Origin of the sequence: Arthrobacter sp. 24S4-2 (assembly GCF_005280255.1) — a bacterium.
Lineage (GTDB): Bacteria > Actinomycetota > Actinomycetes > Actinomycetales > Micrococcaceae > Arthrobacter.
This window is the reverse complement of record NZ_CP040018.1, coordinates 497,183-521,153: the sequence shown is the minus strand read 5'-3', so window position 1 is coordinate 521,153 and position 23,971 is coordinate 497,183. Positions and strand designations below refer to the sequence as shown.

The 23,971-nt window shown below is 62.3% G+C and carries 23 protein-coding genes and 3 pseudogenes; 7 read left to right on the top strand and 19 right to left on the bottom strand.

Annotated features, from left to right (window positions below; all coding sequences use genetic code 11):
* The first annotated feature begins 4 nt into the window (after positions 1-4).
* The 4 genes from FCN77_RS02515 to FCN77_RS26190 all read left to right on the top strand — a co-directional run bounded on the left by FCN77_RS02515 (position 5) and on the right by FCN77_RS26190 (position 2,616).
* Positions 5-586 carry a glycerol-3-phosphate responsive antiterminator gene (locus FCN77_RS02515; RefSeq protein ID WP_137320978.1) on the top strand — a complete coding sequence of 194 codons (582 nt, stop codon included), beginning with the start codon at positions 5-7 and terminating at the stop codon, positions 584-586.
* A 28-nt stretch (positions 587-614) separates the two neighbouring features.
* Positions 615-920 carry a putative quinol monooxygenase gene (locus FCN77_RS02510; protein ID WP_137320977.1) on the top strand — a complete coding sequence of 102 codons (306 nt, stop codon included), beginning with the start codon at positions 615-617 and terminating at the stop codon, positions 918-920.
* A 58-nt stretch (positions 921-978) separates the two neighbouring features.
* Positions 979-2,112: an alcohol dehydrogenase catalytic domain-containing protein gene (locus FCN77_RS02505; protein ID WP_368074308.1), complete on the top strand. Its 1,134-nt coding sequence runs from the start codon at positions 979-981 to the stop codon at positions 2,110-2,112.
* Positions 2,113-2,334: 222 nt separating this feature from the next.
* Positions 2,335-2,616 carry a hypothetical protein gene (locus FCN77_RS26190; protein ID WP_217496220.1) on the top strand — a complete coding sequence of 94 codons (282 nt, stop codon included), beginning with the start codon at positions 2,335-2,337 and terminating at the stop codon, positions 2,614-2,616.
* Positions 2,617-3,147: 531 nt separating this feature from the next.
* Here the strand turns inward: FCN77_RS26190 and ald are convergent.
* From ald to FCN77_RS26180, 5 genes are all read right to left on the bottom strand, one after another.
* Positions 3,148-4,272 (bottom strand): alanine dehydrogenase, encoded by a 1,125-nt coding sequence (gene ald, locus FCN77_RS02500; protein WP_137320976.1) that lies wholly within the window; start codon positions 4,270-4,272, stop codon positions 3,148-3,150.
* Positions 4,269-5,540 (bottom strand): alanine racemase, encoded by a 1,272-nt coding sequence (gene alr, locus FCN77_RS02495; protein ID WP_137320975.1) that lies wholly within the window; start codon positions 5,538-5,540, stop codon positions 4,269-4,271. The genes ald and alr overlap by 4 nt, the downstream gene beginning before the upstream one ends.
* Before the next feature lie 159 nt (positions 5,541-5,699).
* Positions 5,700-7,202 (bottom strand): M81 family metallopeptidase, encoded by a 1,503-nt coding sequence (locus FCN77_RS02490; protein WP_137320974.1) that lies wholly within the window; start codon positions 7,200-7,202, stop codon positions 5,700-5,702.
* On the bottom strand, positions 7,199-7,798 hold the full coding sequence (locus FCN77_RS26185; protein ID WP_217496219.1) for an MFS transporter: 600 nt from the start codon (positions 7,796-7,798) through the stop codon (positions 7,199-7,201). Before FCN77_RS26185 ends, FCN77_RS02490 begins: the two co-directional genes overlap by 4 nt.
* A gap of 114 nt (positions 7,799-7,912) precedes the next feature.
* Positions 7,913-8,539 (bottom strand): MFS transporter, encoded by a 627-nt coding sequence (locus tag FCN77_RS26180; protein WP_217496218.1) that lies wholly within the window; start codon positions 8,537-8,539, stop codon positions 7,913-7,915.
* A gap of 113 nt (positions 8,540-8,652) precedes the next feature.
* Between FCN77_RS26180 and FCN77_RS02480 the strand changes: the two genes are divergently transcribed.
* Positions 8,653-9,732 carry an Lrp/AsnC family transcriptional regulator gene (locus tag FCN77_RS02480; RefSeq protein ID WP_137320973.1) on the top strand — a complete coding sequence of 360 codons (1,080 nt, stop codon included), beginning with the start codon at positions 8,653-8,655 and terminating at the stop codon, positions 9,730-9,732.
* Between the two features lie 40 nt (positions 9,733-9,772).
* On the opposite strand, the gene FCN77_RS02475 is transcribed toward FCN77_RS02480, so the two are convergent.
* Positions 9,773-10,012 carry an EAL domain-containing protein gene (locus FCN77_RS02475; RefSeq protein WP_217496217.1) on the bottom strand — a complete coding sequence of 80 codons (240 nt, stop codon included), beginning with the start codon at positions 10,010-10,012 and terminating at the stop codon, positions 9,773-9,775.
* The gene (locus FCN77_RS27515) at positions 9,973-10,266 is read right to left on the bottom strand and encodes an EAL domain-containing protein (protein WP_217496216.1); all 294 of its coding nucleotides are present in this window, start codon (positions 10,264-10,266) and stop codon (positions 9,973-9,975) included. The genes FCN77_RS02475 and FCN77_RS27515 overlap by 40 nt, the downstream gene beginning before the upstream one ends.
* Before the next feature lie 302 nt (positions 10,267-10,568).
* Here FCN77_RS27515 and FCN77_RS02465 point away from each other — a divergent pair, with 302 nt between their 5' ends.
* The gene (locus FCN77_RS02465) at positions 10,569-11,747 is read left to right on the top strand and encodes an alanine racemase (protein ID WP_254678818.1); all 1,179 of its coding nucleotides are present in this window, start codon (positions 10,569-10,571) and stop codon (positions 11,745-11,747) included.
* A gap of 414 nt (positions 11,748-12,161) precedes the next feature.
* Here FCN77_RS02465 and FCN77_RS02460 read toward each other — a convergent pair whose 3' ends face one another.
* From FCN77_RS02460 to FCN77_RS02435, 7 genes and pseudogenes are all read right to left on the bottom strand, one after another.
* Complete coding sequence (locus FCN77_RS02460) at positions 12,162-12,971, bottom strand: alkaline phosphatase family protein (protein WP_175417118.1); 810 nt, start codon at positions 12,969-12,971, stop codon at positions 12,162-12,164.
* The gene (locus FCN77_RS26575) at positions 12,968-13,582 is read right to left on the bottom strand and encodes an ABC transporter ATP-binding protein (RefSeq protein ID WP_254679081.1); all 615 of its coding nucleotides are present in this window, start codon (positions 13,580-13,582) and stop codon (positions 12,968-12,970) included. Before FCN77_RS26575 ends, FCN77_RS02460 begins: the two co-directional genes overlap by 4 nt.
* 36 nt (positions 13,583-13,618) lie before the next feature.
* A pseudogene (locus FCN77_RS26570) lies at positions 13,619-14,052 on the bottom strand (ABC transporter ATP-binding protein); the annotation flags it as partial.
* A complete protein-coding gene (locus tag FCN77_RS02450) occupies positions 14,049-14,885 on the bottom strand; it encodes an ABC transporter permease (RefSeq protein ID WP_137320970.1) in 837 nt (278 codons plus the stop codon). The gene FCN77_RS02450 and the pseudogene FCN77_RS26570, both read right to left, overlap by 4 nt.
* Positions 14,886-14,950: 65 nt before the next feature.
* Entirely contained in the window at positions 14,951-15,883 is a 933-nt protein-coding gene (locus FCN77_RS02445; protein WP_217496215.1) for an ABC transporter permease subunit, read from the bottom strand.
* Positions 15,880-17,043 (bottom strand): ABC transporter substrate-binding protein, encoded by a 1,164-nt coding sequence (locus FCN77_RS02440; protein ID WP_217496214.1) that lies wholly within the window; start codon positions 17,041-17,043, stop codon positions 15,880-15,882. The genes FCN77_RS02445 and FCN77_RS02440 overlap by 4 nt, the downstream gene beginning before the upstream one ends.
* A 161-nt stretch (positions 17,044-17,204) precedes the next feature.
* Positions 17,205-18,047: a GntR family transcriptional regulator gene (locus FCN77_RS02435; protein WP_137320969.1), complete on the bottom strand. Its 843-nt coding sequence runs from the start codon at positions 18,045-18,047 to the stop codon at positions 17,205-17,207.
* A gap of 224 nt (positions 18,048-18,271) precedes the next feature.
* Here FCN77_RS02435 and FCN77_RS02430 point away from each other — a divergent pair, with 224 nt between their 5' ends.
* Entirely contained in the window at positions 18,272-18,958 is a 687-nt protein-coding gene (locus FCN77_RS02430) for an HAD family phosphatase (protein ID WP_217496213.1), read from the top strand.
* A 269-nt stretch (positions 18,959-19,227) separates the two neighbouring features.
* Here FCN77_RS02430 and FCN77_RS02425 read toward each other — a convergent pair whose 3' ends face one another.
* The 5 genes and pseudogenes from FCN77_RS02425 to FCN77_RS02405 form a co-directional block, all read right to left on the bottom strand.
* On the bottom strand, positions 19,228-19,434 hold the full coding sequence (locus FCN77_RS02425) for a hypothetical protein (RefSeq protein WP_254679080.1): 207 nt from the start codon (positions 19,432-19,434) through the stop codon (positions 19,228-19,230).
* A gap of 127 nt (positions 19,435-19,561) precedes the next feature.
* Entirely contained in the window at positions 19,562-20,263 is a 702-nt protein-coding gene (locus tag FCN77_RS02420; protein WP_137320967.1) for an ABC transporter ATP-binding protein, read from the bottom strand.
* 82 nt (positions 20,264-20,345) lie between these two features.
* Positions 20,346-20,708: pseudogene (locus FCN77_RS02415) on the bottom strand (FtsX-like permease family protein); the annotation flags it as partial.
* Between the two features lie 462 nt (positions 20,709-21,170).
* On the bottom strand, positions 21,171-23,297 hold the full coding sequence (locus FCN77_RS02410; protein ID WP_137320966.1) for a 3-hydroxyacyl-CoA dehydrogenase NAD-binding domain-containing protein: 2,127 nt from the start codon (positions 23,295-23,297) through the stop codon (positions 21,171-21,173).
* Positions 23,294-23,962 (bottom strand): annotated as a pseudogene (locus FCN77_RS02405) (AMP-binding protein); the annotation flags it as partial. The pseudogene FCN77_RS02405 and the gene FCN77_RS02410, both read right to left, overlap by 4 nt.
* Between the last annotated feature and the right edge of the window lie 9 nt (positions 23,963-23,971).

Below are 23,971 nucleotides of genomic sequence, written 5' to 3'. Positions count from 1 at the left end.
CGGCGTGACTGATCTTCCGCATGAACTGGACCAGAACCTGACCAGAAACCCGGTGATTGCCGCCGTTTTCGGTGTGGAGGCGATGGCCCGGTTTTTAGAATCAGATTGCCGCGTCTGCATTCTGGCTCACGTCTCCCTACATGAGCTGCAAGGTCTCCTCCGTGCCCTCGATAACGCCTCCAAATTCACCTTCGTGAACATGGACGCGTGTGCCGGCCTGGGCCAGGACCGCGGTGCCCTTGAGTACTTGAAAAATATTGGCGCCAGAGGTGTGGTGAGCACGAAAACAACCCTGATCCACCGCGCCAACACTATGGGCATGATAACCATGCAGAAAGTTTTCGTAACTGACCGCTCCAACCTGCCACGCAACTCCGCCGCTCTGGAACAGAGCAAACCCCATCTGGCGCAGGTGATGCCCTGGCCCGTTGTAGCGCATCTGACGGAGGGCGAAAAACGCAGCCTCTCCCCATTTATCGCGGCCGGATTCGTGCTCACCGGGGCAGACGTCGCGGCTGCGCTCAAGGAAGGCGCCAAAGGTGTTTCCACGAGCGCAGCCGAGCTTTGGGACTTGGCTGGCCGGTAGACAAGCTAGACAGAAAGAAGATTCGTAAATGACACAGAAATACTTCCAGGTGGTTGCCCACTACCAGGCCCAGGAAGACGAGGTCGACACGGTAGCCCAACTGCTGAGCGACCTCGCAAAAAAGAGCCGGGAGGAGCCGCAGAACTTGTCCTACGACTTCTTCCAGGGCGTGGAAGACAAAGCGCATTTCGTGATCCTGGAACGCTACGCGGATGCTGCAGGCTTCGCAGCCCACCGCGAGTCCACGCATTTCCAAACAATCGGCGCCGGACAGATCATTCCTCGACTCGTGCACCGGAGCGTCGAAAGCTACGAGGGAAGCGCCGATGCCTGACTTCATGCGCAGCGCTGTGCTGCGACGCTCCAGCCCCGAGCGCCCCTACTCGGCGAGTATGCCTCTGCAGCTCGAAAGCATCCCCGTTCCAGAGCCACGAGCAGGAGAAGTCGTCGTTAAGATTGAACGGGCAAGCCTTTGCCATTCAGACCTTTCTGTGGTCAACGGTTCCAGACACAGGCCCCTCCCGATGGCATTAGGCCACGAGGCAAGCGGAACCATCACAAAGGTTGGCCCCGGTGTCATTGACGTACAGAAAGACGATCGGGTTGTGGTCGTTTTTGTACCGAGCTGCGGACAGTGCAGGGCCTGCGTAACCGGTCGCCCTGCACTGTGCCACCGAGGAGCAGACGCAAACGGGACAGGTGACCTGCTCCATGGCGAGGCGGTGCTCCGCTCCCGGACGGGTGAACGCATACACCATCACCTGGGCGTTTCCGCCTTCTCCGAGTTCGCGGTGGTGGCCCGCGAATCCGTAATAGTGGTAGGCAAAGACGTCCCCTTTGACACGGCCGCGATGTTCGGCTGTGCCGCCCTCACCGGGATCGGTGCGGTGCTGAACACCGCACAACTCGCCCCAGGTCAATCCATCGTAATCTTCGGTCTAGGCGCGGTAGGCCTCATGGCTGTGATGGCAGCGGCCCAGGTTGAGGGAACCACCGTTATTGCCATCGATCCACTCATTGAAAAACAGGAATTGGCGCAGCGCTGCGGTGCAGACTTCGCGGGCGCTCCCGAAGATGCGGCAGCGCTGGTGCGAGAACACGCTGATGGAGTGGACGTCGCCCTCGAGGCTGTCGGCAGCGCCAAGGTCATGGAGTCATGCCTCAGCCTGCTTACCCGCGGCGGCGCCTTGGTGTCCGTAGGGCTGCCACATCCGGATCAGATGATAACCACACAAGCTCTCCAATTCGCCGGACTGGGTCACAGACTTCTCGGCTCGTATATGGGCGATTCAGTCCCAGCGAGGGACATCCCACGCTACCTCCAGATGTGGCGCGAAGGCCGCCTGCCGGTCGAGCTCTTGCACACCGACACCAGGCCTCTGAAGGAAATCAACGAGGGACTCGACGCGCTGGCCGACGGTCAAGTAGTGCGGCGGCTGTTCATAACAGGGAAACCCAAGCTTTCCCCGACCTCCGAGGGCCAGGTAACGGAGCCGGCTAAAAGTAACACCAACCGTCACCAATAGTTGACCACTCCAGCCAACTGAGCTAGTCACTCGGATGCTGAACCGGAGGTCCACTAGCGCGCCGGTCTAGGGCACATCGCTCAGCTTTTCACCAACCAGCGGAAGGTCCCCGCGTCTTGTGTGTGCGGGGCCCTCAGCGCTCAAATCGTGCCAATCCACGGTCCATCCTAGGAGGCCTTTGGGCGGCTTACCGCAGGTAAACCTATTGTCTTGTCCTGCCACTTGGCCGAAATTTCTGCCGTCTCACATGCCCATAAACACTGCGAAGGTAAAAGTGAAACCGAAGTGACAAAACATATCGAGGTTGCTGTACAGAAACGGCAGGAGCTTGACGACGCCCTTCACAAAGCAGTGGACGTCCTCATGCCTGCAGCCCGAAAACAAAGAGTGGGCATCAGCGTGACTCGCATTGACGTTGGTCGATACGCGATTACTCTGAGCCGAGATGTCCCCTACGGCACCACGATGCAGTTTTGGGAAGCGGCAGACAGCCCGACCGCATAGCTTTTTCCCAGCCGAGGCCCGCGTGACCATGCATGGGGGCAAGCCTCAAACGACATCCTGATACCACCTACCGACCCGATCGGAAGATTACCGGCACTGATGTACCTGCCGGGAATATCATCAACGCATTAGGAGCCCCTATGGAGTTATTGCCGGAGGAAAGTGCCTCGTTCCGCCGGGTCGAAGACTGGAATAACTTGACGGGTGTGCAGGTTGAGCTTCGATTCAGGGGAGCCATCCAACGCACCGGCCGAGTCGAAGCCATAATGCCCGATGCCTCCGGCCTTTGGCTGGCCGCGCACGCATCCCACACACGAATCTACGTTGATCAGGCGAGCGGCTACGAAATTTGGGTGGTCGACCCCCCGAAGACGGCCCTATCGCGACCCTATAGGAACGCCGCAGCGAAACTGAATCAGGTAAACGGCGTGGGCGTTCCACTTCCTAGGAACTGAGGCACTCCTGGATTTGTCGTGCCGCAGATATTCCCTCGCGCTGTTCAGGCGGTCGAGGGATCTCTGCCGGCTGGGGTTATGCCGTGAGGAGGTTCTGCCACGCTGCCAGCTCGAAGTCGTGCGCGTCGCTGACGGACCGGTGTGTGACCTTTCCGCCGATCACATTCAGGCCTGAAACAAGGGCGGGGTCCGCCTCAAGGGCGTCCTTGACGCCACGATTGGCCAGTGCCACGGCGTAGCGCAGGGTGACGTTCGTGAGCGCGTATGTGGAGGTGTTGGGGACCGCTCCGGGCATGTCGGCCACGCAGTAGAACAGGGTGTCGTGAACTCTGAAGGTCGGCTCCTCGTGTGTGGTGGGTTTGCTGTCTTCGAAGCAACCGCCCTGGTCCACGGCGATGTCCACGAGGACCGATCCTGGCTTCATCTGCGCGACGAGTTCATTGGTTACGAGCTTGGGTGCCTTCGCTCCCGGGATCAGCACCGAACCGATAACGAGATCTGCGTCGATTACTGACTTCTCGATCTCGTAACTGTTGGAAGCAACTGTCTTCAGCCGGCCGGCGTACTGGGCGTCGAGCTCACGCAGCCGGTTGATGTTGATGTTGATGTCCAGGATGGTGACATCTGCGCCCAGGCCCAGCGCCATGGCTGCAGCGTTTGTTCCGGCCACGCCGGCCCCGAGTACGACAACCTTTGCCGGGCGGACGCCGGGGACACCGCCGAGCAGTACACCCTTGCCGCCGGCCGGGGCCATCAGCGAGGAAGCACCAACCTGCACGGCAAGCCGGCCGGCAACTTCAGACATGGGGGCCAGCAGAGGCAGTGCGCGGTTTGCGGTTTGAACAGTTTCGTAGGCGATGGCGGTGACGCCCGCCTCAACAAGGGCGTGTGTGAGTTCAGGTTCCGCCGCCAGGTGCAGATATGTGAAGAGGACCAGACCTTCCCGGAACCGGTGGTATTCGGCAGAAACCGGCTCCTTGACCTTCAGGACCATGTCCGCGCGGGCCCACAGTTCGTCGGCGTTCTTCACAATCTCGGCGCCGGCTACGGAGTACTCCTGGTCGCTGATGCCTGAGCCCAGGCCGGCTGCGGCTTCGACCAGCACTTCATGGCCGTTGGCCCGAAGTTCCTGGACACCGGCTGCCGTGATGGCCACGCGGAATTCGTTGTTCTTGATCTCTTTGGGAACTGAAACGATCATGATTTGCCTTTCGCAGAAGGGCGATGGGGGGATGTGAAAAAGGAACCTGGAGGTTTGGTGCCGGGTGCACCGGCGCTCGGAACCTCATTGATGTACGCGCGCGGCACGCGCGGACTGATGCGCGTGACGATCTCGTAGTTGTTGGTGCCGGCGGCCATAGCCCAATGGTCCGCCGTCGGGCCGCCGTCCAGTCCGTTGCCGAACATCACGGCCTCGGCGCCCGGCAGGCCGGCGCCCGGGCCAGCGGAGCCAGGGCCGAAGTCCAGCACCATCTGGTCCATGGCGATCCGGCCCACCACGGGGTAGTTCACTCCGTTGACGCGTACCGGCCCGCCGGTGGCGATCCGCGGAACACCGTCGGCGTAGCCCAGGGGAATCAGGCCCAGGGTGCTTTCGCCAGGGGTGTGGTAGTTCAGGCCGTAGGAGACTCCCTGGCCCTCGGGCACCACCTTGCAGTTGGAAACGAGCGTGCGCACTGTCATGGCCGGGCGCAGCCCGAGTTCCTCCGATGTCTGGCCGACGAAGGGTGAGAGGCCGTAGATGCCCAGTCCCACGCGCACGAGGTTGAAGTGTGTGTCCGGCCGGGACAGGGTGGCGGGAGTGTTGGCCAGGTGGCGGACCTCGGCGTCCACATCGGCGTCGGCCGCGATGGCGAGGGCTTCCCGGAAGGCACGCAGCTGCTCGTCCGTCTCGGGCCGTTCAGGCTCGTCGGCAACGGCGAGATGGGAGAAGATCCCGACGACGCGCAGCAGGCCCTTGTCCTGGTATTCCATGGCTTCGCCCACCACCTTGTCCCATTGGCCGGTGGTGGCACCGTTGCGCCCCAGGCCGGTATCCACTTTGAGGTGGACGCGGGCTGGGCGTTCCTGCGAACGCGCTGCGGCCACGACGTGTTCGAGTTCCCAACCGGAGATCCCGATGTCGATGCCGGCCGCGACGGCCGCAGCAAAGTTGCTTTCCTTGGTGTGCAGCCAGGCCAGGAGCGGGGCGTCGATCCCGGCGGCACGCAGGTCAAGGGCCTCGGAAATATGGGCTACGCCGAGCCAGCTGGCTCCGGCTTCCAGTGCCGCACGGGCAACGGGGATCGCCCCGTGGCCATAGGCATCGGACTTAACCACAGCCATGAGTTTCGCCGGTGACGCCACGGCCGCGAGCCGGCGGACGTTGTGGCGGATGGCGTCCAGGTCGATGACGGCGGACCTCTCCGATACCCGTGGTGGCTGGGCTTCCGTTACCGGCGTCGAGCTGTCTGCTGCTTGATAAGTCACCCAGGCAGCTCGATTCCGAGTGTCTGGAGCCGACGCTCGACGTGGGAGGTGGCGTTGGGAGTTTTCGACATCTGTTGGTGTTCTTTCCTGTGGTGGTGACGTTGCGGTTCCGCGAGGTGCTGCGCGTGGAGCGGGCATGGTGCTGTCGGGTTGGAGAATCTAAACGGACTTGGTGGCCGACTGATGAATGAACTCGGGCCCCAATGGACCCAGTCGAGTCCCTGCCCGGAGGTTCGTCCAGGGCAATGTGGCCGGCACGGCCGCCATGGGTCCCGGTGCGCAGGCGACAAGAATGTCCTCGGCGATGGGCTGAAAGTCCGCGCGGAAGTGGACTGAGCTCTTGAGGACGAGGACGTGCTGGTCCTCGGGAACTATTCCGGCCATTCGGAGCTGATTACGGTCCATGATCTGGGCCTTTTGTGACGTTACTATCACTTGAACATTGCCCGATCGAAGAACGGCCGTCGGGCCAAGTTCGAGTTCGTTGCCGTTCATCATGGGACCACCAAACCGGATATGGCCGTCGGAGAGGGTGACGACTTCAAAGTCCCCGGTAAGGGGAGAGTCCCCATGGGACGTGGAGCCGGGGAACGTGGCGGTGATGCCATTCCCTTCACCTGCTTCGTGGGCGGCTGCCGCGATCCCTGCGTCGAAGATAGAGGCCAGCACCGATTTTCTTGCATCAGCGTCCAAGAGCGCCCTGAGCATTCCGGTGGTCGTCGCATTACCGCCGGCACCTGGATTGTCCTGGGTGTCTGCGATGACGACGGGCCGGTTCTTACCGTCGGCCAGAGCGACAGCCTGCGCCACGGCCTCTTCGGGCGTCAGGAGGGTCTGGAAGAAGTCCGGCTCTGCCCGGTTGACTGCGGCTTCGAGTTCTTCGACGAGTTGTAAGAGATGATCAGCGTCTTCGCCGTAGCCGAAAACCACCGGGGAGCAGCATTGGATGTCGGCTGCGGGAAAACCTGCCGCGATGCTAAGCACCGCGGCGGCGGCGCGCGGTTCATCGAGGCTCTGGTAGAGCTCGCGGGCCGGGTCGAGCAGCGTGCACCCGGTGTTTATCGGGATCAGAAACGGGATGCGCCGCCACTGGCAGTGGAGCTTGTCGCCATTGAAAAGGGTGGTGAGCATTTCGGCCGCCCTGCGTCCGGTCTCAGCCATGTCCACGTGCGGATAGGTCCGGTATGCCACCATGGCGTCGGCCATCTCAAACATTTCATCGCTGAGGTTGGCGTGGAGGTCAAGGCTGATGACAATCGGGACGTTTGGCCCGACGATGCTCCTGACGCGCCTGGTGATTTCGCCGTCGCCGTCCTCGTACTCCTCGGTCACCATTGCTCCGTGCAGGTCGAGGTAGACGGCATCAGGATGTTCGGTTGCGCAGGCTGCCGTTATCTCTCCGACGATCCGCTCGAACGCTTCGGATTCCACCGGTCCGGACGGCGAGGCGGCCGCCCAGATGACGGGGACAAGTTCGTGCCCGGAGCCCTCCATGGCTTGCAGGAATCCTCCGATCGGGATGTTTACCGTTGCGAGCTCGAACAGGTGGGCCCCGCGGCGCATGCTGGGGAAGCCTTCGCCGTTGACGAAGTTTTCGTAGCGAGCGGGTGTCGGTGCGAACGTGTTGGTCTCGTGGAGGAGACCTGCAACCAGGATTTTCACAGGGTCTCGATTCTGTCTGCGGCAGGTGCCGGCGGCGTCTCAGCGGGGAGCTTCGTGCCTGACAGCGTGCGGAAGAGAACGGCAGCGCCGGCGAGGACCAGGATGACGATGAAGACGAGCCCGTATTGGGTGCTTCCCGTGGCGTCTTTGATGATGCCGATGATGAACGGACTGACGAAACCGCCCAGCAGGCCGATGCTGTTTATCAGGGCAATTCCGCCGGCCGCCGCGGTTCCTTTCAGATGGGCCGCCGGCAAGGCCCAGAAGACTGTGTATGCGCCCCAGAGGCAGGCGGTGGCAATGATCATTCCGACGAATGACACTCCGAAAATGGATGAAGTGAATGCTGCGGTCAGCAGTCCGGCAGCGGCAAGCACGGCTGGAGTCACGGCATGCCATTTCCGTTCGCGCGTTTTGTCTGAACTTCGTCCGATCATGACCATGGCGATGATTGTTACGGCGTAGGGGATGGCTGTCAGCCATCCGACCTGAAGGATGCTGGTGACGCCGTTGTCCTTAAGGATGGTCGGCAGCCAAAAACTGATGGCATAGATTCCGCTGATCAGTGCGAAGTATGCAAAGGAGAATGCGTACACTTTGCGGTCACGGAGGACTGCGCGGAAGCTGTGTGCTCCGTGTTTGCCGCCGGCGGTGTCTTCTGTGTTGCTGGCAGCAATACTGCGTTCCAGGATGTCCTTACTCTGTCGGGGTCAGCCATTTGGCCTGCCGAGGCGAATCGTCCAGGTACTTCCAGACGAGGAAAGCCAGGACAAGACACGGCAGGCCTTGGGCCAGGAACATCCACTGCCAGCCGGCAAAGCCGCCGACACCCTGGAATGATTCCATGAGGAAGGTTGAGAAAGGCCCCCGATCATGGAGCCGATGGGGCCCGCCAGCATGAAGATAGCCATGGCCCCGGCCATGCGCTTGGTCGAGTACCAGTACGTGAGATAGAAAATGATTCCGGGAGCGAATCCCGCTTCAAAGACTCCCAGCAGCAGACGCAGGACGTAAAAGGCTGTCTCGTTCTGGACAAAGGCCATGGCTGCTGCGGTCAACCCCCACAGACACATGATGCGCATGATGGTCTTCTTGATTCCGATTCGTACCAGCAGGAGGTTACTGGGCACTTCGAAGAGGGCATATCCGAGGAAGAACAGCCCGGCGCCCAAACCGTATGCGGCCTCACTGAGGCCGATATCTGTGGACATGTGGAGCTTTGCGAAGCCGATGTTCACCCTGTCGAGATAGGCGAACGTGTAGAGCAGAAGAAGAAACGGCAGCAGGCGCAGGCTGATTTTGCGGTAGACCGCGGCTTCAGCTGGTCGGCTGGCCACTGCAGGGGACTTGATTGGATGATTGGACACGGTTTTCCCTTTGCGAAAGGTGTGTTCGAGATCACGAACGCTTATGCGAGTAGACTAGATCCGTTTCGGGAGACGGCCCGGAAATGAAACTTTTGAACAAAATTCCACGAACTTTTGAAGGTTTAGGAGATAACGTGAAGATCCCGGATCCTCTGGATTCGCCTGTTCCGGACGAAGTCGATGCCGAACTTGTTGATGCGCTTCAGATAAATTCGCGCGCTTCCTGGGCAACGGTTGCACGGGTTCTGGATTCTTCCGCGCTCACGCTTTCGCGCCGCTGGCAGAAGCTGGTGGAGAGCGGCCTGGCCTGGTCCACCATTGCCCTGAGTCCGCAGAGCTCCCTGGGTGCTTTTATCGAGGTGCGGTGTTCCCCATCTCAGGAACTCGCAGTGGCGCGACGACTGGCCGAACGGCCTGATGTGATTACTGCCGGCGTGACCACCGGAGACTTCCAGGTGTATTGCATAGTTTTAGCTCCGGACACTGCCTCGATCTCTCACACGCTGCTCCATGATCTGGCTCTGGAAGAGGGTGTTCTCCGGGTCCGGACCAACGTTTTCGGCAGTATGTTCGGTGGTGTCGTCTGGCGTCAGGGAATTATTTCTTCTCGTCAAACTGGCGTCATGAAGCTGGTCTTAGACCCACTCCGCACCGGGATCCCTCACCTCGGTCTGGCCGATCGTCCGTTGTTCCTGGCCCTGGGCAAAGATGGAAGACGAGGCTATGAAGACCTTTCAGCGGAACTCGGCGCTTCCGCGTACGCCATACGGCGCCGGATCAGCCTGCTGCTCCGTTCCGGTGAGATCACCTTCCGCTGTGATGTAGCCCGTCCTCTGTTCGGCTTCCCCACTTCCTCGCTTCTGCTGCTGGAGGTGCCTGACGCGCAGGTGCAAACCTTCGGCAGGATTGTCGGCGAGTGGCCCGAGACGCGTTTCTGTGCTGCCGTGGCCAGCGCAAGCAACGTCATCCTGATTCTTGGAACCAACTCGTTGAGCCATCTTGAGCGGCTCTTCATTAGGCTAGGGGCAGATTTTCCCAGTGTTCGGATCAACGACCGAAGACTCGTCCTGCGCCCCGTCAAAGTCTATGGACGACTAGTTGAAGAAGACGGACGCGGGGGAAGAGTGATTCCGGTTGATCCTTGGTACAGCCAGACCAACTAGACGCTTTCAACTACGGACGTCAAGACGGTGAGCGTTTCCTTCATGCGATCTCCAGCCCCCGGAACGGCAACCTTGGGGTTCCGGTAACTCCGCAGGCCCATCGTCTGAGTTCCCCCAACGAACTCGAAGCAGCCAGGGCGTCTATGGTGTCGATGAGGGACTCGTCGATTTTCACGGCGGTCAGTGGCAGCTCCCGCAGCAATGACAGGGACGAATGGCCGGTCCCGTAATCGTCCAACGCTACGCCGATACCGGCGTCGACCAGTTCCCGAAGCTGCACGGCAGCCCAGGGGAAGTCCCGTAATTGACGATCTTCAGCGGCGTTCCTGCGTCTGTCCAGAGCCGGGCCTGTGCGCAGGCCTGGTCCACGACCCAGCTATCGATGTCGTGGATCTCCCCAGTGTGTTGGGCCACGGGGATAAACTCGGCCGGGGCTACGGGTCCAAGTTCGCTGTCGGTCCAGCGCAGAAGCGGCTGGACACCGCAGTCCCTTCCCGTCGCCAGATGCCTTATTGGCTGGTAGTGCAGGGTCAAAGCGCCCTCTTGAAGTGCATGGGGAAGTCGGCGCCGGATGTGTGCCTGGCGCGCGAACGGTGCCGATTCCCGATAGAGACGGATCCGTCCTCGGCACGAGACTCAACCCGCACATGCGCGGCTGTCCACTCAGCCGATTCCTCCAAGAGAAGCGCGCCGACGCGCAACGGCTGGCCAGCCGTGGCCCAACCAACCTCGGCATGCCAGCCATCCGCACCTGAAAGGACAGAGACCTCCGATCCGGTTGCTGTGCGTCGGCAGTTGTAAAGTTGCTGAATGGAAAGAACGCGGATCGCCGGGCCATGCCAGATCGTCACAGGCCGATGGAGGTGAAGGCCCTCGCGTATCCGCACCTCCGGCTCGACCGGGACGCCCTCGATCACAACATCGCAGTCATGGCCGCCTGGTGTGAGAGCCGGAATGTGGTGCTCGCCCCGCACGTCAAAACGACCATGTCTGCCCCTATTATTAGGCGGCAGGCGGACGCGGGTGCGAACGGGGTCACCGTTGCCACCGTTGACCAGGCCGGCACCCTTATCGACTGGGGCTATCGCAACATTCTGATCGCTAATCAGGTGGTTGACCGCCACGGCCTCAACCGTATTCACGCGTGGCTCACGGAGGATCCGACACGGCAGATCCGCATTTTCGTGGATTCCAAGGAAGGAGTCGCCGCTGCCGCCAGCCTCTTTGGTACTTCTGCCGTCGCCCTGGAAGTTCTCCTCGACGTCGGCGCTGCCGGCGGCCGGACCGGGCTAAGAAGCACCAGCGCGGCCCGGTCTGTTGCCGAACTGGTCTGCTCAACTGGCGGACTCCGCCTCGTCGGTGTAGCCGGCTACGAAGGTGTGGTTCCCAACAGTCGCGACCAAGAGATTGTGGTCGCTGTCGATGACCACTGCCGCAGTGTGCGGGATGTCTACTTCTCCGTCGCGGACCTGTTCGACACGCCGAACCCGGTCTACTCCATGGGCGGTTCTGCGTTCCCCGACCGCGTTATCGAGTTCCTTCCCACCGACTCCGATGTGCCCGGCACTGTCCGGTTGTTGCGTTCGGGCTGTTACGTCACACACGACCATGGCACCTACGCGGGCGTCAGCCCCGTCCCTGGACTCATCCCTGCTCTCGCCGTCCAGGCGGTGGTTCTGTCCGCACCGGAGGACGGGATGGTCATTGTTGGGGCGGGCAAACGCGACCTGCCCTACGACGCCGGCCTGCCAACAGTGTTAACCGTCCGGACCGCGGAAGGCGCCAGCAAACCGGACGCGACGGCTTGCGTCGCAAAACTCTTTGACCACCATGCCGTCCTGACCGGGGCCAGGGGAATCAACGTCACCGATATCGTGGAGTTTGGCATCTCTCATCCCTGCTCCGCGTTCGATCGGTGGCCCGAATACATGGTCACCGACAACACCGGTGAGACGGACGTGTGGCACACCGACTTCCACCGGGAATCGATAGAGGCAACCACAAGCGAAAAGTAGAGCCAGCGGACCCTCCATGCAGTCCGCCGGTGCCGCTTGGCCGGGAGAACTTGCGGTTGGGCGATTCCCTTAGCGGAGGCAGGCACCGCCGTCCCCGACGACAAACAGCGCGGTGGGGTGTCGGGACATTCCGGCGGCAGCCCACGCCATGCATACCCAGGCTTCCCTGTGGCTGGAGCGTCAGATTGGCCGCGCCGTGCACGGATGACCCTCCGGGCACGGGGGAAGATCGGGATGGAAACTCACGCCGCCGGTTCGGAGAACTGTAAATGTGCCCCCGACCACAGGTCGGGGGCACATGCCGGGACGACAGACAACCCACCCCAGCGACGGCAAGTAGGGCCGGCTGGACCTGTCTGTCCACGGATGAATCCGTCACCCGCAGGACACCGGAAGCCCCGCCGCCGAGAAACGTTAGGCGGAGAGGCAGCTCAGCAGCAGGGGGACAAGTTGGCCGGGCGTGAGCTGGGTGGGCCAGTCCGCCAGGGAGCCGCCGAAGCGGGTGGCTGCCACAAAGGATGTCCGCTCCACCTGGCTGTCGCCGCCGTGTCCGCCCTCATCCCGGTGGCCGTGGTCCGTGGTCAGCACCAGGATCCAATCCTCGCCCAGAACCTCAACCCGGTGTCGGATGGCGGATTGAATCCGCGCCAGATGGTTGTCCACCCGGCCCATTGCTGCCGCATACTCCGGTGTATGCGGCCCATAAACATGGCCCTCGTCATCAGCGTCGCAGAAGTAGATAAACGACGCATCCGGCCCGTAGCCCGAAATCCCGGCGACGGCATGTTCCGCGATCTCGGCATCCACGAGCTTGTAGCCGTAGGTCTCGCCGTCGCGGGCTATCACCCGGTGCTGTCCGGAGCGCTGCTGCTCGCGTCGCTCCCAGATCACCGGGCCGGTACCGGACGGGTCCACCAGCGGGGGCCAGCCTGCGGCGGCCAGGGTAGTGGTGCTTTGGTCAGCGAAGTAGGCCTGGCTGAGAAGATCCGGGCAGTGCAGCAGGGCATGGCCCACGAAGTGGTTGTCCTTGACCTGATGGTCTGCATGGGGGCGGCCTGTCAGCAGCGTGGACCAGCCAGGTCCGGAAAGCGTCGGCACCTCCATCTGCAGCTCGTTGAACACTCCGTCGGCGATCACCGCTTCTAGTGTTGGCATCTGGCCGCTGCCTCGCGCTATGTCCAGGCGCAGGCCATCGATGCCCACCAGACAAACTTTCGGGCTCACGCGGCGTCCTCTTCCTTGGCCGGCGCGCCGTGGCGGGCTCCATCCACCAGCGCAGTCCTGCGGCGGGGGGCAACGGCAACGCGCTGGGCAATGGTGTAGTCGGCCGCCAGATGCGAAGGCAGGTCCACGCGCAGGCAGGAGCCGTCAAGTTCAATATTGATGCTTGTCACGGCGCCGCGCAGCACCAGGGAACTGATGACGCCGGGTCCGTCACCTTGGGCGCTTAACTCCAGGTCCTCCGGCCGCACCAGAGCCTCCAATGCTGTGGCCGGCAAAGCGGCCTGGGCCGGGTTGGAAATGGTCAGCCGCCGGCCTAGCACCACCACCAGGCCACCTTCCCGGGTCGCCGGAATGCGGTTCACCGCTCCTACGAACTCCGAGATGAAAGCGGTCCGCGGGCGCTGGTAGACGTCCTCCGGCGTGCCTAGCTGCTCGATCCTGCCATTGAGCATCACGCCCACACGGTCCGCCACGGTCAGTGCTTCTTCCTGGTCGTGGGTGACCAGGAGGGTGGTGGTCCCTGATTGCGTCTGGATCCGCCTGATTTCCTCCCTCAGACGAACGCGGACCTTGGCATCAAGTGCAGAGAGAGGCTCGTCTAGGAGCAGCACGCGCGGCTCGATCGCCAGCGCACGTGCCAGGGCAACGCGCTGCTGCTGGCCACCGGAGAGCTGCTGGGGTACTTGTCCCGGTGCTCCTGCAGCCCCACGGTCTCGAGAAGTTCCGTGGCGCGCTCCGTGCGTCTGCCCAGGCTGGCACCGCTGATCCGCAGCCCGTACGCGACGTTTTCCACGGAAGTCATATGGGGGAACAGGCTGTACGCCTGAAACACAATTCCGATGCCGCGGTTGCGCACACTGGTCCGGGTCACGTCACGGTCGGCAATCCGTACCGTACCTGCGTCCGGGGACTCCAGGCCGGCCAGGACTCGCAGTATGGTGGTCTTTCCGCAGCCGGAGGGCCCCAGGAGTGCCAGCAGCTCTCCGCCGTCGAGGGTCAGATCCAGATTGTCCAGCACCGTCCGTCCGCCGAAACTCTTGGTGATTCCGGTCAATGAAACTTCTGCGGCTTCCCGTGTCATCGGGATCTACCTTTCGTAAAGGAGGGCGGCCCCGCGGGGGCGAACTCTTTGGGGGGCAGGTCTTTGGCGACCTGCCGCTTGAATTGTGTGGAGCGTTGTTTCTTCTTCCGCCTGGTGGACGCGCTTGAGAGTGTCATCAGCAGTAACCAGGTGACGACAATTGCCAGGAAAGACAGCGCGGCGGCGGCGCGGGGTTGATTCATACCCACCTGCACCATGAATACCGGGAACGTGGAGTGCAGCAGCAGGCTGGCCAGCGCATATTCGCCCAGTGCCAGCGCGCAGGAAAGCAGGCTTGCCCCCAGCAGCGCGGCGCGCAGATTTGGCAGAATAATCCGCACCAGAGTCTGCGCGGGCGTGGCTCCCAGGCTGGCGCTGGCCGCAAACAGGGTCCGGATGTCCAGCGAACGAATGCCTGCGTCCAGCGTCCGATACACCAGAGGCAGGGTCAGCACCACATAGAACGGCACCAACGAGTAGGTGCTCACCAGAAAGCTGGGTGCCACGCTGCGGAAGAACAGATTGGCGCCGCTCACCAGGGCAATAGCCGGCACGACATACGGGATCACGGAGAGCCATTCGGTGATCGGCAGCAGCTTGGGTGCCCGGAGGTGCAGAAAGAGCAGAGTCGGAACCAGAAGCAGCAGAGACGCCAGAGTGCTGAGCACGGCCAGCTGCAGCGTGGTGGACAGCTGCGACAGGAAGTCGGCGTTCTGCACCGCGGCGTCAAGGGAATCCAGGGTGAATCCCTTGCCCGGCAGCGTGAAGCCGAATACTGCGGAGGCCACCAGCGGCGTGAAGAAGAGAATCAGGGCGACGGCGAAAACGGTCACCTGGGCCGCACTCTGCACACTGAGCCGGCGTTGCCCGGGCAGGGGTTTCGATCCAGCAGATGTATCTAGCGCAGCCATTTGTTGGTTCTCCGTTCCAGCAGGGTCCGCAGGCCGATGGCCAGCACCACGATCACGATCATCCCGGTGACCAATGCGGCGGCGAAGCTGTCATCCGTCATGACGTTGCCGGAGATGAAGAATCCGATCAGGATCGGCACCAGGTTGACCCGCCCGCCAGCCAGCGCGTAGGCCGTGGCATAGGCGCTGAAGGAGTTGGCGAAGAGGAGTAGAAGCGCACCAATGGTGGACGGCCACATGATGGGGAAAGCGACATCCTTGAGATAGCGGAAGCGGCTGGCACCCAAGCTGTATGCCGCCTCCGACCACTGCCTTTTCAGCGATCCGAAAGCCGGTAGCATCAGAATGGCCATCAGCGGAATCTGGAAGTACAGGTACACAATTGCGATACCCCAAAAGGATGCCAGATGAATGCTGTCGCTGAGGTTCCAGCCGGTCAGGCTGAGAACCATCCGGGTCACCAGGCCCTGGACCCCGATAGCGGCTATGAACGCGAACGCGAGTGCCACACCGCCCATTTGGGAGGCCACCGCAGAGAAAGAGAGCACCAGATTCCGCAGCCAGTTGGGCCGCTCGCTGGTGGCCAACGCCCAGGCCAGAGTGAGGCCCAGCACGCCGCCGATTCCAGCCGTGAGCAGGGAAAGGTTGATGGTCTGCACAAATGCATCCCGGTACTGCGGCTCGAAGAGCCGTGACATGGAGGCCAGCGAAAAACTCCCATCCACCTGAAAGCTGGTCCAAATGTTGGTGGCGATCGGAGCAATGAGAAAGATTGCCAAGAACAGCAGGTACGGCAATGCGCCCAGCCAGCCGAGCAGACTGCTGCTGCGGCTTCGCGGTGACCGCGCCGCCGCCGGGCATTCAGGATCCGACGGCGGCAGACCGGCTTCGGGTATGACGCGTGCAGTTTGGATGGTCACTGCGCGGCGACCTTCTGGCCCCACTGGTCAATGATCAGCTGGCTGGCGGCAGTGCCCTGGGCAATGGTGGGGAACTTGATCTGGGCAATCACATCGGCGCTGGGCAGCTTGGCCAGCGCTTCTGCGGAGAGCTTGCCGGCGGCCTTGAGCTTGACGAAGCGGGCCGGTACGGCACCGCCCAGAGCAAACTGCTCTGAGCCTTCGTCGCTGGTCAGCCAGTCGACCCAGAGCCGGGCGGCGTTGGGCTGCGGGCTCTTGGCGGTGACCGGCTGGGCGTAGTAATTTCCAAAAACGCCGTTGGAGAACACCGTGGTTTCCAATGTGGCGCCAGATTTCGCCAGCTCCCCTGTCATGCCCAGGAAGTTGTAGTTCCAGTCAAAGACGACGGCGGCCTGGCCGGTGCTGAGGGCCGAGACGGGGGAGGTGATGCTCACCAGGTTGCCGGACTTGGCCAGTTTTTCGAAGAAGTCGATGCCGGGCTGGATGTTGTCCAGACTGCCGCCGTGCGCCAACGCGGCCGCGAAGACAGCCGCGATGGATGAGGCACCCTTGCGGGGGTCACCGGGGAGGGCGATCTTGCCCTTGTATTTCGGGTCCAGCAGGTCATCCCAGGATTTGGGGCTTTCGACGCTCCTGGTGTTGGTGCCCACCTGGACTACGCCGTAGTAGGCGCCAACCCACATTCCGTCGGGGTCTTTCAGATCAGCCGGGATGTCCTCGAAGCTGCTCGGCTTGTACGCCTCAATCAACTTCTGGTCGATGGCGGGCTGGGTGAAGGAATACCCGATGTCAATCACGTCCGGCTGGGTGTTCTGGCCCTTGAGGTTCTTCACCGCCGTGAGCTCATCGGCGCTGGAGCCGTCCGGGTTGGCCACCGGGGTCTCGATGCCGTATTTCTTCTTGAAGGCATCAAATTGGCCCTTGTAATTGGCCCAATCCCCCGGAACGGCGATGAGCTGGACCTTGCCTTCCTTCTTGGCGCCGGCGATGATGTCCGTCAGGCTGGTTCCGACACTGGCTACCGGAGCGGAGGTGCCGCCGCAGGCAGCCAGTGAGCCGCCAACTGCGGCCAGGCCAGCGAGCCCGAAAGCGCCACGCAGCATACTGCGGCGGGAAACTCCGGGCGAAAGCGATGCCGTAGAGATGGCTAAGGGATTCATTGTCGATCTCCAGGTTCGGGGTGGCGCCGGGTCCGGCGAGGAAACAACCGTTACAGCGCAGTGTGGCCACACGGTGAAGGCAAAGCATCATCCAAGTGAACAATGGTCTAGACCGAAAGGACTGAGTGTTCCGCGAGCCTTCCGGGGAGGTGTTCCGCCGGCTACTTGCCCGAAGGGTCCAGACGGCCCGAGACGATGATCCGTAGCCGATCGGTGCGGATGACGTCCTCTGAGTACTCGACCGGCCGGCCATCTTCGGAGAGAGCGGTTCTTTTGATGTTCAGCACCGGGGTGCTGGGGGTGATTCCCAGCAGCGTCGAATTCGCTGTTCCGGCCACCGAGGGGTTCAGCTCCTCGGTGGAGGAGAACGGGGCCAGACCGTATTGTTCGCCCAAAACGGCGTAAAGCGAGCCGGTGAGATGATGGCCGAGCAGCCCGGGGAACAGCTCCGCCGGGAAATGCGAGTCCTCCAGTACCACCGGAGTTGAAGCAGCGTAGCGGATGCGTCGAATCCGGTGAACTGAAGCACCGGGCGGCAATTGCAGGGCGTCTGCGGCGGATCTCCCGGCAGGGCCGGTTTCGGAGCCGAGCAGGCGGGAGGATGCGCTATGGACACTCTTGAGCAACTGGGCGCTCAGTCCCATCAGGTTGGAGATGTCCACGGAGGCCCTCGGCTCCGAGATGAAGGATCCGCCGCCGCGGCCAACGGCGCGGGTGAGGCACCCCTCATGCTGCAACGTATCCAGGGCCTGGCGGAGTGTCATCCGGCTGATGCCCAACGCCCCGGCCAGCTGCCGCTCGGCGGGAAGCTTGCTGCCGGAGGGCAGCAAGCCAGCCTCGATCAGCTCAGCCAACCAGCCGTGGATGGTTTGATGGGCCGGCCTGGCCGCGTCAAAAGTGAGCATCTGTGCCTGCTCAAGCAACTCGTCGATATTGATTTTCCGGTCCCCTTCGCGCAGCCCAAGTGAGATCTTCAGTGAAATGACTGACCCGAACCAAAGCATAGGGCCATGGCTGGACCAGTGCCCGGCCGGCTGGTACGGTGCAGTTCCTTCGGCGTGCGCCGTGCGTGGTTTATTGCCTATTGATCCGGGTTACACTTTCACGTGAAAGCCAGATGGTCTAGACCAAACATGGTTGTGGTCGGGTGCGCTGAACGGCGGGAAAGCCGCTGCGTTGTCCTTGGATCACACAACCACATGCAGATTGGAACCAAGTTATGGGCGCAGTGGCGGCCGGAGTCAAATTAAGCCTTACGAGTCTTGACGGTGTGCTCTTCGATTTTAACGGCACGCTCTCTGACGACGAAGGCGTGCTGCGGGATCTGTTTATTGAACTGGCCGCCAGCGAGTGTGGCGTCACCATCACCGAACGGCAGTATCAGGAGGATCTGGCCGGCCGCAGCGACCGCGAAATAATGGGGGCTATTTTGGCCCTCGCGTCAGGCCCGCCGCGGGAGGTGGATGAGTTTCTGCGCCTCATTGACGCTTCATACAATGCCCGTGTGGCGCACGAGAGCCTCATCCCACCTGCCACCAGGGAGCTGGTGCGCGCACTGCACACCGCCGGCCTGAAGCTGGGCGTGGTGACAGGGGCCAGCAGGCCGCAGGTGATTCCCGCTCTGGAGCGGGCGGGATTGCTGGACCTATTCGCCGTCATCGTTACGGACGAGGACGTTTCTGAGGGTAAGCCGCATCCGGAAGGCTTCCAGCGCGCTGCCGCGGTGCTTGGGTTGGAGAACCCTGCCCGCATCGCCGTATTTGAGGACTCGCTGCCCGGTCTGGGTGCCGTTGACGCCGCAGGCATGATTGCCATCTGCGTGCAGGGTACCCACCCTCGCGAAGTCCTGCAGCGGCACGCCCGGATTCTCATCCCAGCGATCGGCCCAGAGTGCCTGGAACTGGAGCTGGGGTAGTTTCGGATCGGGTTCCGCCAGGTTCTCAGGTCTACGAACCGGGCCGCGGAATGAGAGCAGGGGATTCCTTGAGTGTGAAGAGAAACTTCACCTGCCGCCGGCATCCCGGAATCCATCCCGTTCCGGACGGGGGGCAGCCGCCGCGCCCGGCATTGTTTTACAACGCCCCCGTCATGTTCGCATCAAATGCGAACATGACGGACCTATGAACTGGTAAGCGGGTTATCGGTTTGGGTGCATGCCCAAACACGTGGGGTGGAACTCGGGCTTCACGTGTCCGGGAACTTCTGTCGCGTTCGCAGGAACATGATTTGGTTCAGATATGTCGGACTGGGCGTTTCTGCTCTTTGCCATTGTTGGAGGTTTCGTTCTTCTGGCTGCTGTGCTTGCCACGATTGCAGCGATCCGAACCAATCAAGGGAGAGCTGGCTGTCGCCGGTGAAGTCGTTGGCTTTGGTGAATTCAGGGTAGAACAGCCCGGACGCCAGGCCGGCGATCAGGTAGGAGAGGGATCTTCCTCATGAGAGGTGGTCCTTGGATTGGTGGGGTGAAGGGCGGAAGCCTTCAGGGACGGGCCCGCGGGTTGGCGGGGGATGTGTGGTATCAGACCGACGTCCGCACGGGGGCGGTGAGTTTACCGTCGCGCATCGTGGCGACAGAGTCGGTCAGGGGGACGAATTCGGTGTCGTGGGTGACCATGACGGTGGCTACCATGAAGTCGTCGGTGACGCGGCGCAGGAGCCGGACGATGGAGTCGCTGCGTTCGTGGTCCAGGGCCGCGGTTGGTTCGTCCACGAGCAGGACCTTCGGATTCCCCATCAGGGCGCGGGCGATGTTGACCCGCTGGCGCTGGCCGCCGGAGAGCTGGTGCGGGCGTTTGTCGGCACTGGAGCTGAGTCCGACGATGCCCAGCAGTTCGGCGGCCTTGGACCGGGCAGCCTTGAGGGGTTTTCCGCGCAGGTGGTCGCCGATGATGAGTTGTTCGGCGGCGGTCAGGGACGCGAGCAGGTTGGGCTGTTGGAAGATAATGCCGATTTTCTCCCGCCGCAGCGCGGTGAGGTCTTTGTCGCCGAGCCCGGTGGCGTCGGTGCCGTCGATGATCACGAGGCCGTGGGTGGGGCGGACGAGGGTGGCGGCGGCGGCCAGGAGGCTGGATTTGCCGGATCCTGACGGGCCGACGAGGGAGATCATTTGGCCGGCCTGGACCGTGAGGTTCACGGTGTCGAGGGCTTTGATGGTTCCGTCCCCGTCCGGGTATTCGAGGGTGACGTTGACGAGGTTCAGTGGACTGGGGGTGGAGGACATGGTGGTACTTCCTTTGAGAATGTGCTCGGGGAGGATTCTGAGGCGGGCCTGCGGGCGGGGTGGTACCGGGCCGCGGGAGGGACTAGTTACCGCCGAGGGCGATGAGGGCGTCGACTTTGGTGACGCGGCGGACGGCCAGGGCCGCGCCAGCCAGGCCGAGGGCGATGATCCCGAGGATGGGCAGCAGGGTCGTCGCGGGGGTGACCAGGAAGGGGGCAGCCTTGGCTGCGAAGAATCCGCCAAGGACGCCGATCCCGCCGCCGAGCCCCGCGCCTGCGAGCAGGACGATCGCGGCCTGGGTCAGGGCGTCACGCAGGACATAGCCGCCGGAGGCTCCCATGGCTTTGAGCACCGCGATGTCGCGGGTCCGCTGCACGGTCCAGACCGTCAGGAAGGCCACGATAACCAGGGCGGAGATGCCGTAGAGGAAGGCCTGCATCAGGAGGGATACCGGGCCTATCTCCAAGGCGCGACGCCAAGCACATGTCCCTATGGCCTGGAGACGGACGAAGGTGCCGCTAAGCAGGACGCTTGGTTCCGCGGCTACGCTGCATCCAAGACAGACCATGCAAGAGCGAACAGGACGGCGCGAGACCAAGCGGAGAATGCCCCTTAGGTCTGAGACTCGATGAGCGAATGCCTTGGCAACGAGAAGACCCTGCCGCTGAACTTACCGGGCCTTTTTGTGCGTGCGGTATGCGCAACGGTGCGGGACTCGCCTGACCGGCACAATGCGACCGCTGGTTATGGCGCCCGTTTGCGCTATGGAATTCACATAGATCCCGTGACGACCGAGGTCTGGGGCTTTCTTAGTAAACAGGACTTGTCGAGAGGCATTGAGGGAGACGTGGCTTCAATACCAAACAGGCTCCACCTTTAGCGGAGAGCCCGTTCGGGATGTATCCGGTCAATGGGCGTGGTGGAATTTCCTGCCGTTCGCTCGTTCGGAGGCGCCTACCCGGTCCAGGTAGGGGGTTATGCCTCCGAGGTGAAGAGGCCAGCCGGCGCCCAGAATCATGCAGAGGTCGATGTCTTCGGGTCCGGCCACTACGCCTTCTTCAAGCATGAGGCCTATTTCCTGGGCGAGGGCGTCCTGGACGCACAGGAGTAGTTGAGTTGATGTGCTTGGGGTGTTCCCGAAGCGGAGGAGTTCGAGGGTGGATGCGGGGATGGATCTTGTTTCGGGGTGGTTTTGGTCCTGGAGTGTTTTGATGCCGTTGTTGATCAGGGTCTGCAGGTTCGGGGAGATCCGGAACCTGTCTCCGAAGGCTGCGTTCAGGGATTCAGTGACATGTTGCGCGACGGGGATTCCGACCAGGTCGAGCAGCTTGAAGGGGCTCATGGGCAGTCCCATGGGTTGGAGTGATTGATCGGCGATGTGGCCGGGCGTTCCGTCGTCGAATGCGCTGGTGATCTCACCGATCAGGCGCAGGAGGATTCGGTTCACGACGAATGCTGTCGAGTCCTGCACCAGGATGGGTGTCTTTTTCAGGTGTTGAGCGAGGTCAAAGGCGGTGGCCAGTACTTCATCGTTCGTCTTGGGCGTTTGGATGATCTCGAGAAGGGGCATGGCGGCGACGGGGTTGAAGAAGTGGAAGCCGATGACGCGCTCGGGGTGGCGCAGGTCTGAGGCCATGTCGGCGACGGAAAGCGATGACGTGTTGGTTGCGAGGATGCATTGGGGTGAAACGATTGCTTCTATGCCGGCCAGGACCTGTTTTTTGACGGACAGTTCTTCGAAGACTGCCTCGATGACAAAATCGGCGTCGGCGAAGGCGTCTTTGGTTGCGGTGCCGGTGACCAGTTCCTTGATGCGGGTGGCTGCGTCTGTGGTGATGCGTTCCTTGGCCAGGAGTTTGTCGACTTGCGCGTGGACGTGGGCCACGCCTTTGTCGGCCCGTGACTGGTCGATGTCTGTCATCACCACCGGTATCTGGAGCTGGCGGGCAAAGAGCAGGGCGAGCTGGCTGGCCATCAGGCCCGCACCAACGACGCCGACTTTGGTCACGGGGCGGGCCAGTGCCCTGTCCGGGGCGCCGGAAGGGTGCTTGGCGCGGCGCTGGAGAAGATCGAGGAAGGCATACACGGAGTCCTTGAACTCCCCGGTCTGCATGAGTTCGGCCAGGGCTTGCACCTCGGCCTCGGACGATTCCTCCCGGCTCAGGTTTCTGCCCTGTTCCAGCAGGTCCAGGACCCGGCCGGGGGCAGGAGTCGCCCCGGCTGTCTTCGCTTCGACAAAGGCCCGGCCTCGGGCGACGGCGGCGTCCCAATCGGCATCGTCGTAGCTGGCTTTCCGGTCGCGCCAGGTCGTCGCGCCGTCGATTGCGCCGGTATCGTCGGTGATGATTTTCCTTGCCCATCCCAGGGAGTCCTCCAGGAATGCCTTCTGGTCGAAGAGGGCATCGGCGATGCCGAGCTCGAATGCTTCCGGGCCGTTGAGAGCCCGGTTGTTGCTCAGCGGATTCTCGATCATGATTTTCACGGCGTTGGCGGGCCCGATCAGGCGGGGTAACCGGTAGACACCGCCCCAGCCGGGCACTAGGCCGATGAATGCTTCGGGCAGGGAGATGCCCGAAGCCGCCGTGGAGACGGTGCGGTAGTCCGCTGCCAGGGTCAGCTCGAGGCCGCCGCCCATGGCAGTTCCATTGATGAAGGCGAACGTGGGTACGGGAATGGCTGCCAATGCCGCGTACACCTGGTGTCCCAGCCGTGCCATCGTGCGTCCCATTTGCGGGTCTTTCAGAGTTCTCAGTACTGAAAGATCGGCACCTGCTGCGAGGCATCCGGGTTTGCCGGTAATGCCGACGGCGGCAATCTCGCCCGACTCGGCCCGTTCCCGGAGCTTCCCGAGCAAGGTGCCCAGCTCGATCAAGGACTTCGGTCCCAGCGTCGTGGGTTTGCGGTCGATCAAGTTGTCCAGGGTGACGAGGGCGAAGGTCCCAGCTCCCGGGAGTTGGATCTCGCGCAGCCTGGAGTGGGTGATGGTCTCGTGGGGGACGAGTCCGGCCAGTTCCCGGTAATCCGTGTAGCTCATTTTGTTGGCCTTTCCGGAAGCACAGCAGGGGAGGCTGGGTTTTCTGCTGCATAGTGGGTGGCGAGTTCCCGTTTGAGGATCTTCCCGCTGGGGCCCAGCGGCAGTTCCGTCACGAGTTCGATGATGCGGGGGTATTTGTAGGCTGCCAGCCGCTCTTTTGCGTAAGCGCCGAGTTCTTCCGCGGTGATGGTGCTGCCCGGGGCTGGAACGATTGCGGCGGCTATTTCTTGTCCGTGGACGTCATGGGGAACGCCAAAGACGGCGACACTGACTACCTGGGGGTGTTGGTTGAGAATTTCTTCGACTTCGCGTGGGTAGACGTTGTAGCCGTTGCGGATGATCATGTCCTTCTTGCGGTCCAGGATGCGCAGGTAACCGTCGCCATCCTTGGTGCCGAGGTCCCCGGTGCGGAACCAGCCTTCCACGACCGCTTCGGCTGTGGCGTCGGGGCGGTTCAGGTAGCCCTTGAACAGGTTGTGGCCGCGGATCACGAGTTCCCCGAGCTCGCCGCGGGGCAGCAGTTCGATGCTGTCGGTGATTTCGGGGCGGGCGATCTCGACGTCCACTCCCCAGATGGGGGTGCCGATGGTGCCCGGTCTCGGTGTTGTGCCCACGTGGTTGAAGCTGGCCACTGGGGAGGTTTCGGTCAGGCCGTAGCCTTCGTAGGCAATGAA

What these genes read in the sequence shown, in the direction of transcription:
- FCN77_RS02510 (WP_137320977.1), top strand. Translation starts at nt 615, where the DNA reads ATGACACAGAAATACTTCCAGGTGGTTGCCCACTACCAGGCCCAGGAA.
- FCN77_RS02505 (WP_368074308.1), top strand. Translation starts at nt 979, where the DNA reads ATGCCTCTGCAGCTCGAAAGCATCCCCGTTCCAGAGCCACGAGCAGGA.
- ald (WP_137320976.1), bottom strand. Translation starts at nt 4,272, where the DNA reads ATGATCGTTTCAGTTCCCAAAGAGATCAAGAACAACGAATTCCGCGTG.
- FCN77_RS02480 (WP_137320973.1), top strand. Translation starts at nt 8,653, where the DNA reads ATGAAACTTTTGAACAAAATTCCACGAACTTTTGAAGGTTTAGGAGAT.
- FCN77_RS02465 (WP_254678818.1), top strand. Translation starts at nt 10,569, where the DNA reads ATGCCAGATCGTCACAGGCCGATGGAGGTGAAGGCCCTCGCGTATCCG.
- FCN77_RS02440 (WP_217496214.1), bottom strand. Translation starts at nt 17,043, where the DNA reads ATGAATCCCTTAGCCATCTCTACGGCATCGCTTTCGCCCGGAGTTTCC.
- FCN77_RS02435 (WP_137320969.1), bottom strand. Translation starts at nt 18,047, where the DNA reads ATGCTTTGGTTCGGGTCAGTCATTTCACTGAAGATCTCACTTGGGCTG.
- FCN77_RS02420 (WP_137320967.1), bottom strand. Translation starts at nt 20,263, where the DNA reads ATGTCCTCCACCCCCAGTCCACTGAACCTCGTCAACGTCACCCTCGAA.
- FCN77_RS02410 (WP_137320966.1), bottom strand. Translation starts at nt 23,297, where the DNA reads ATGAGCTACACGGATTACCGGGAACTGGCCGGACTCGTCCCCCACGAG.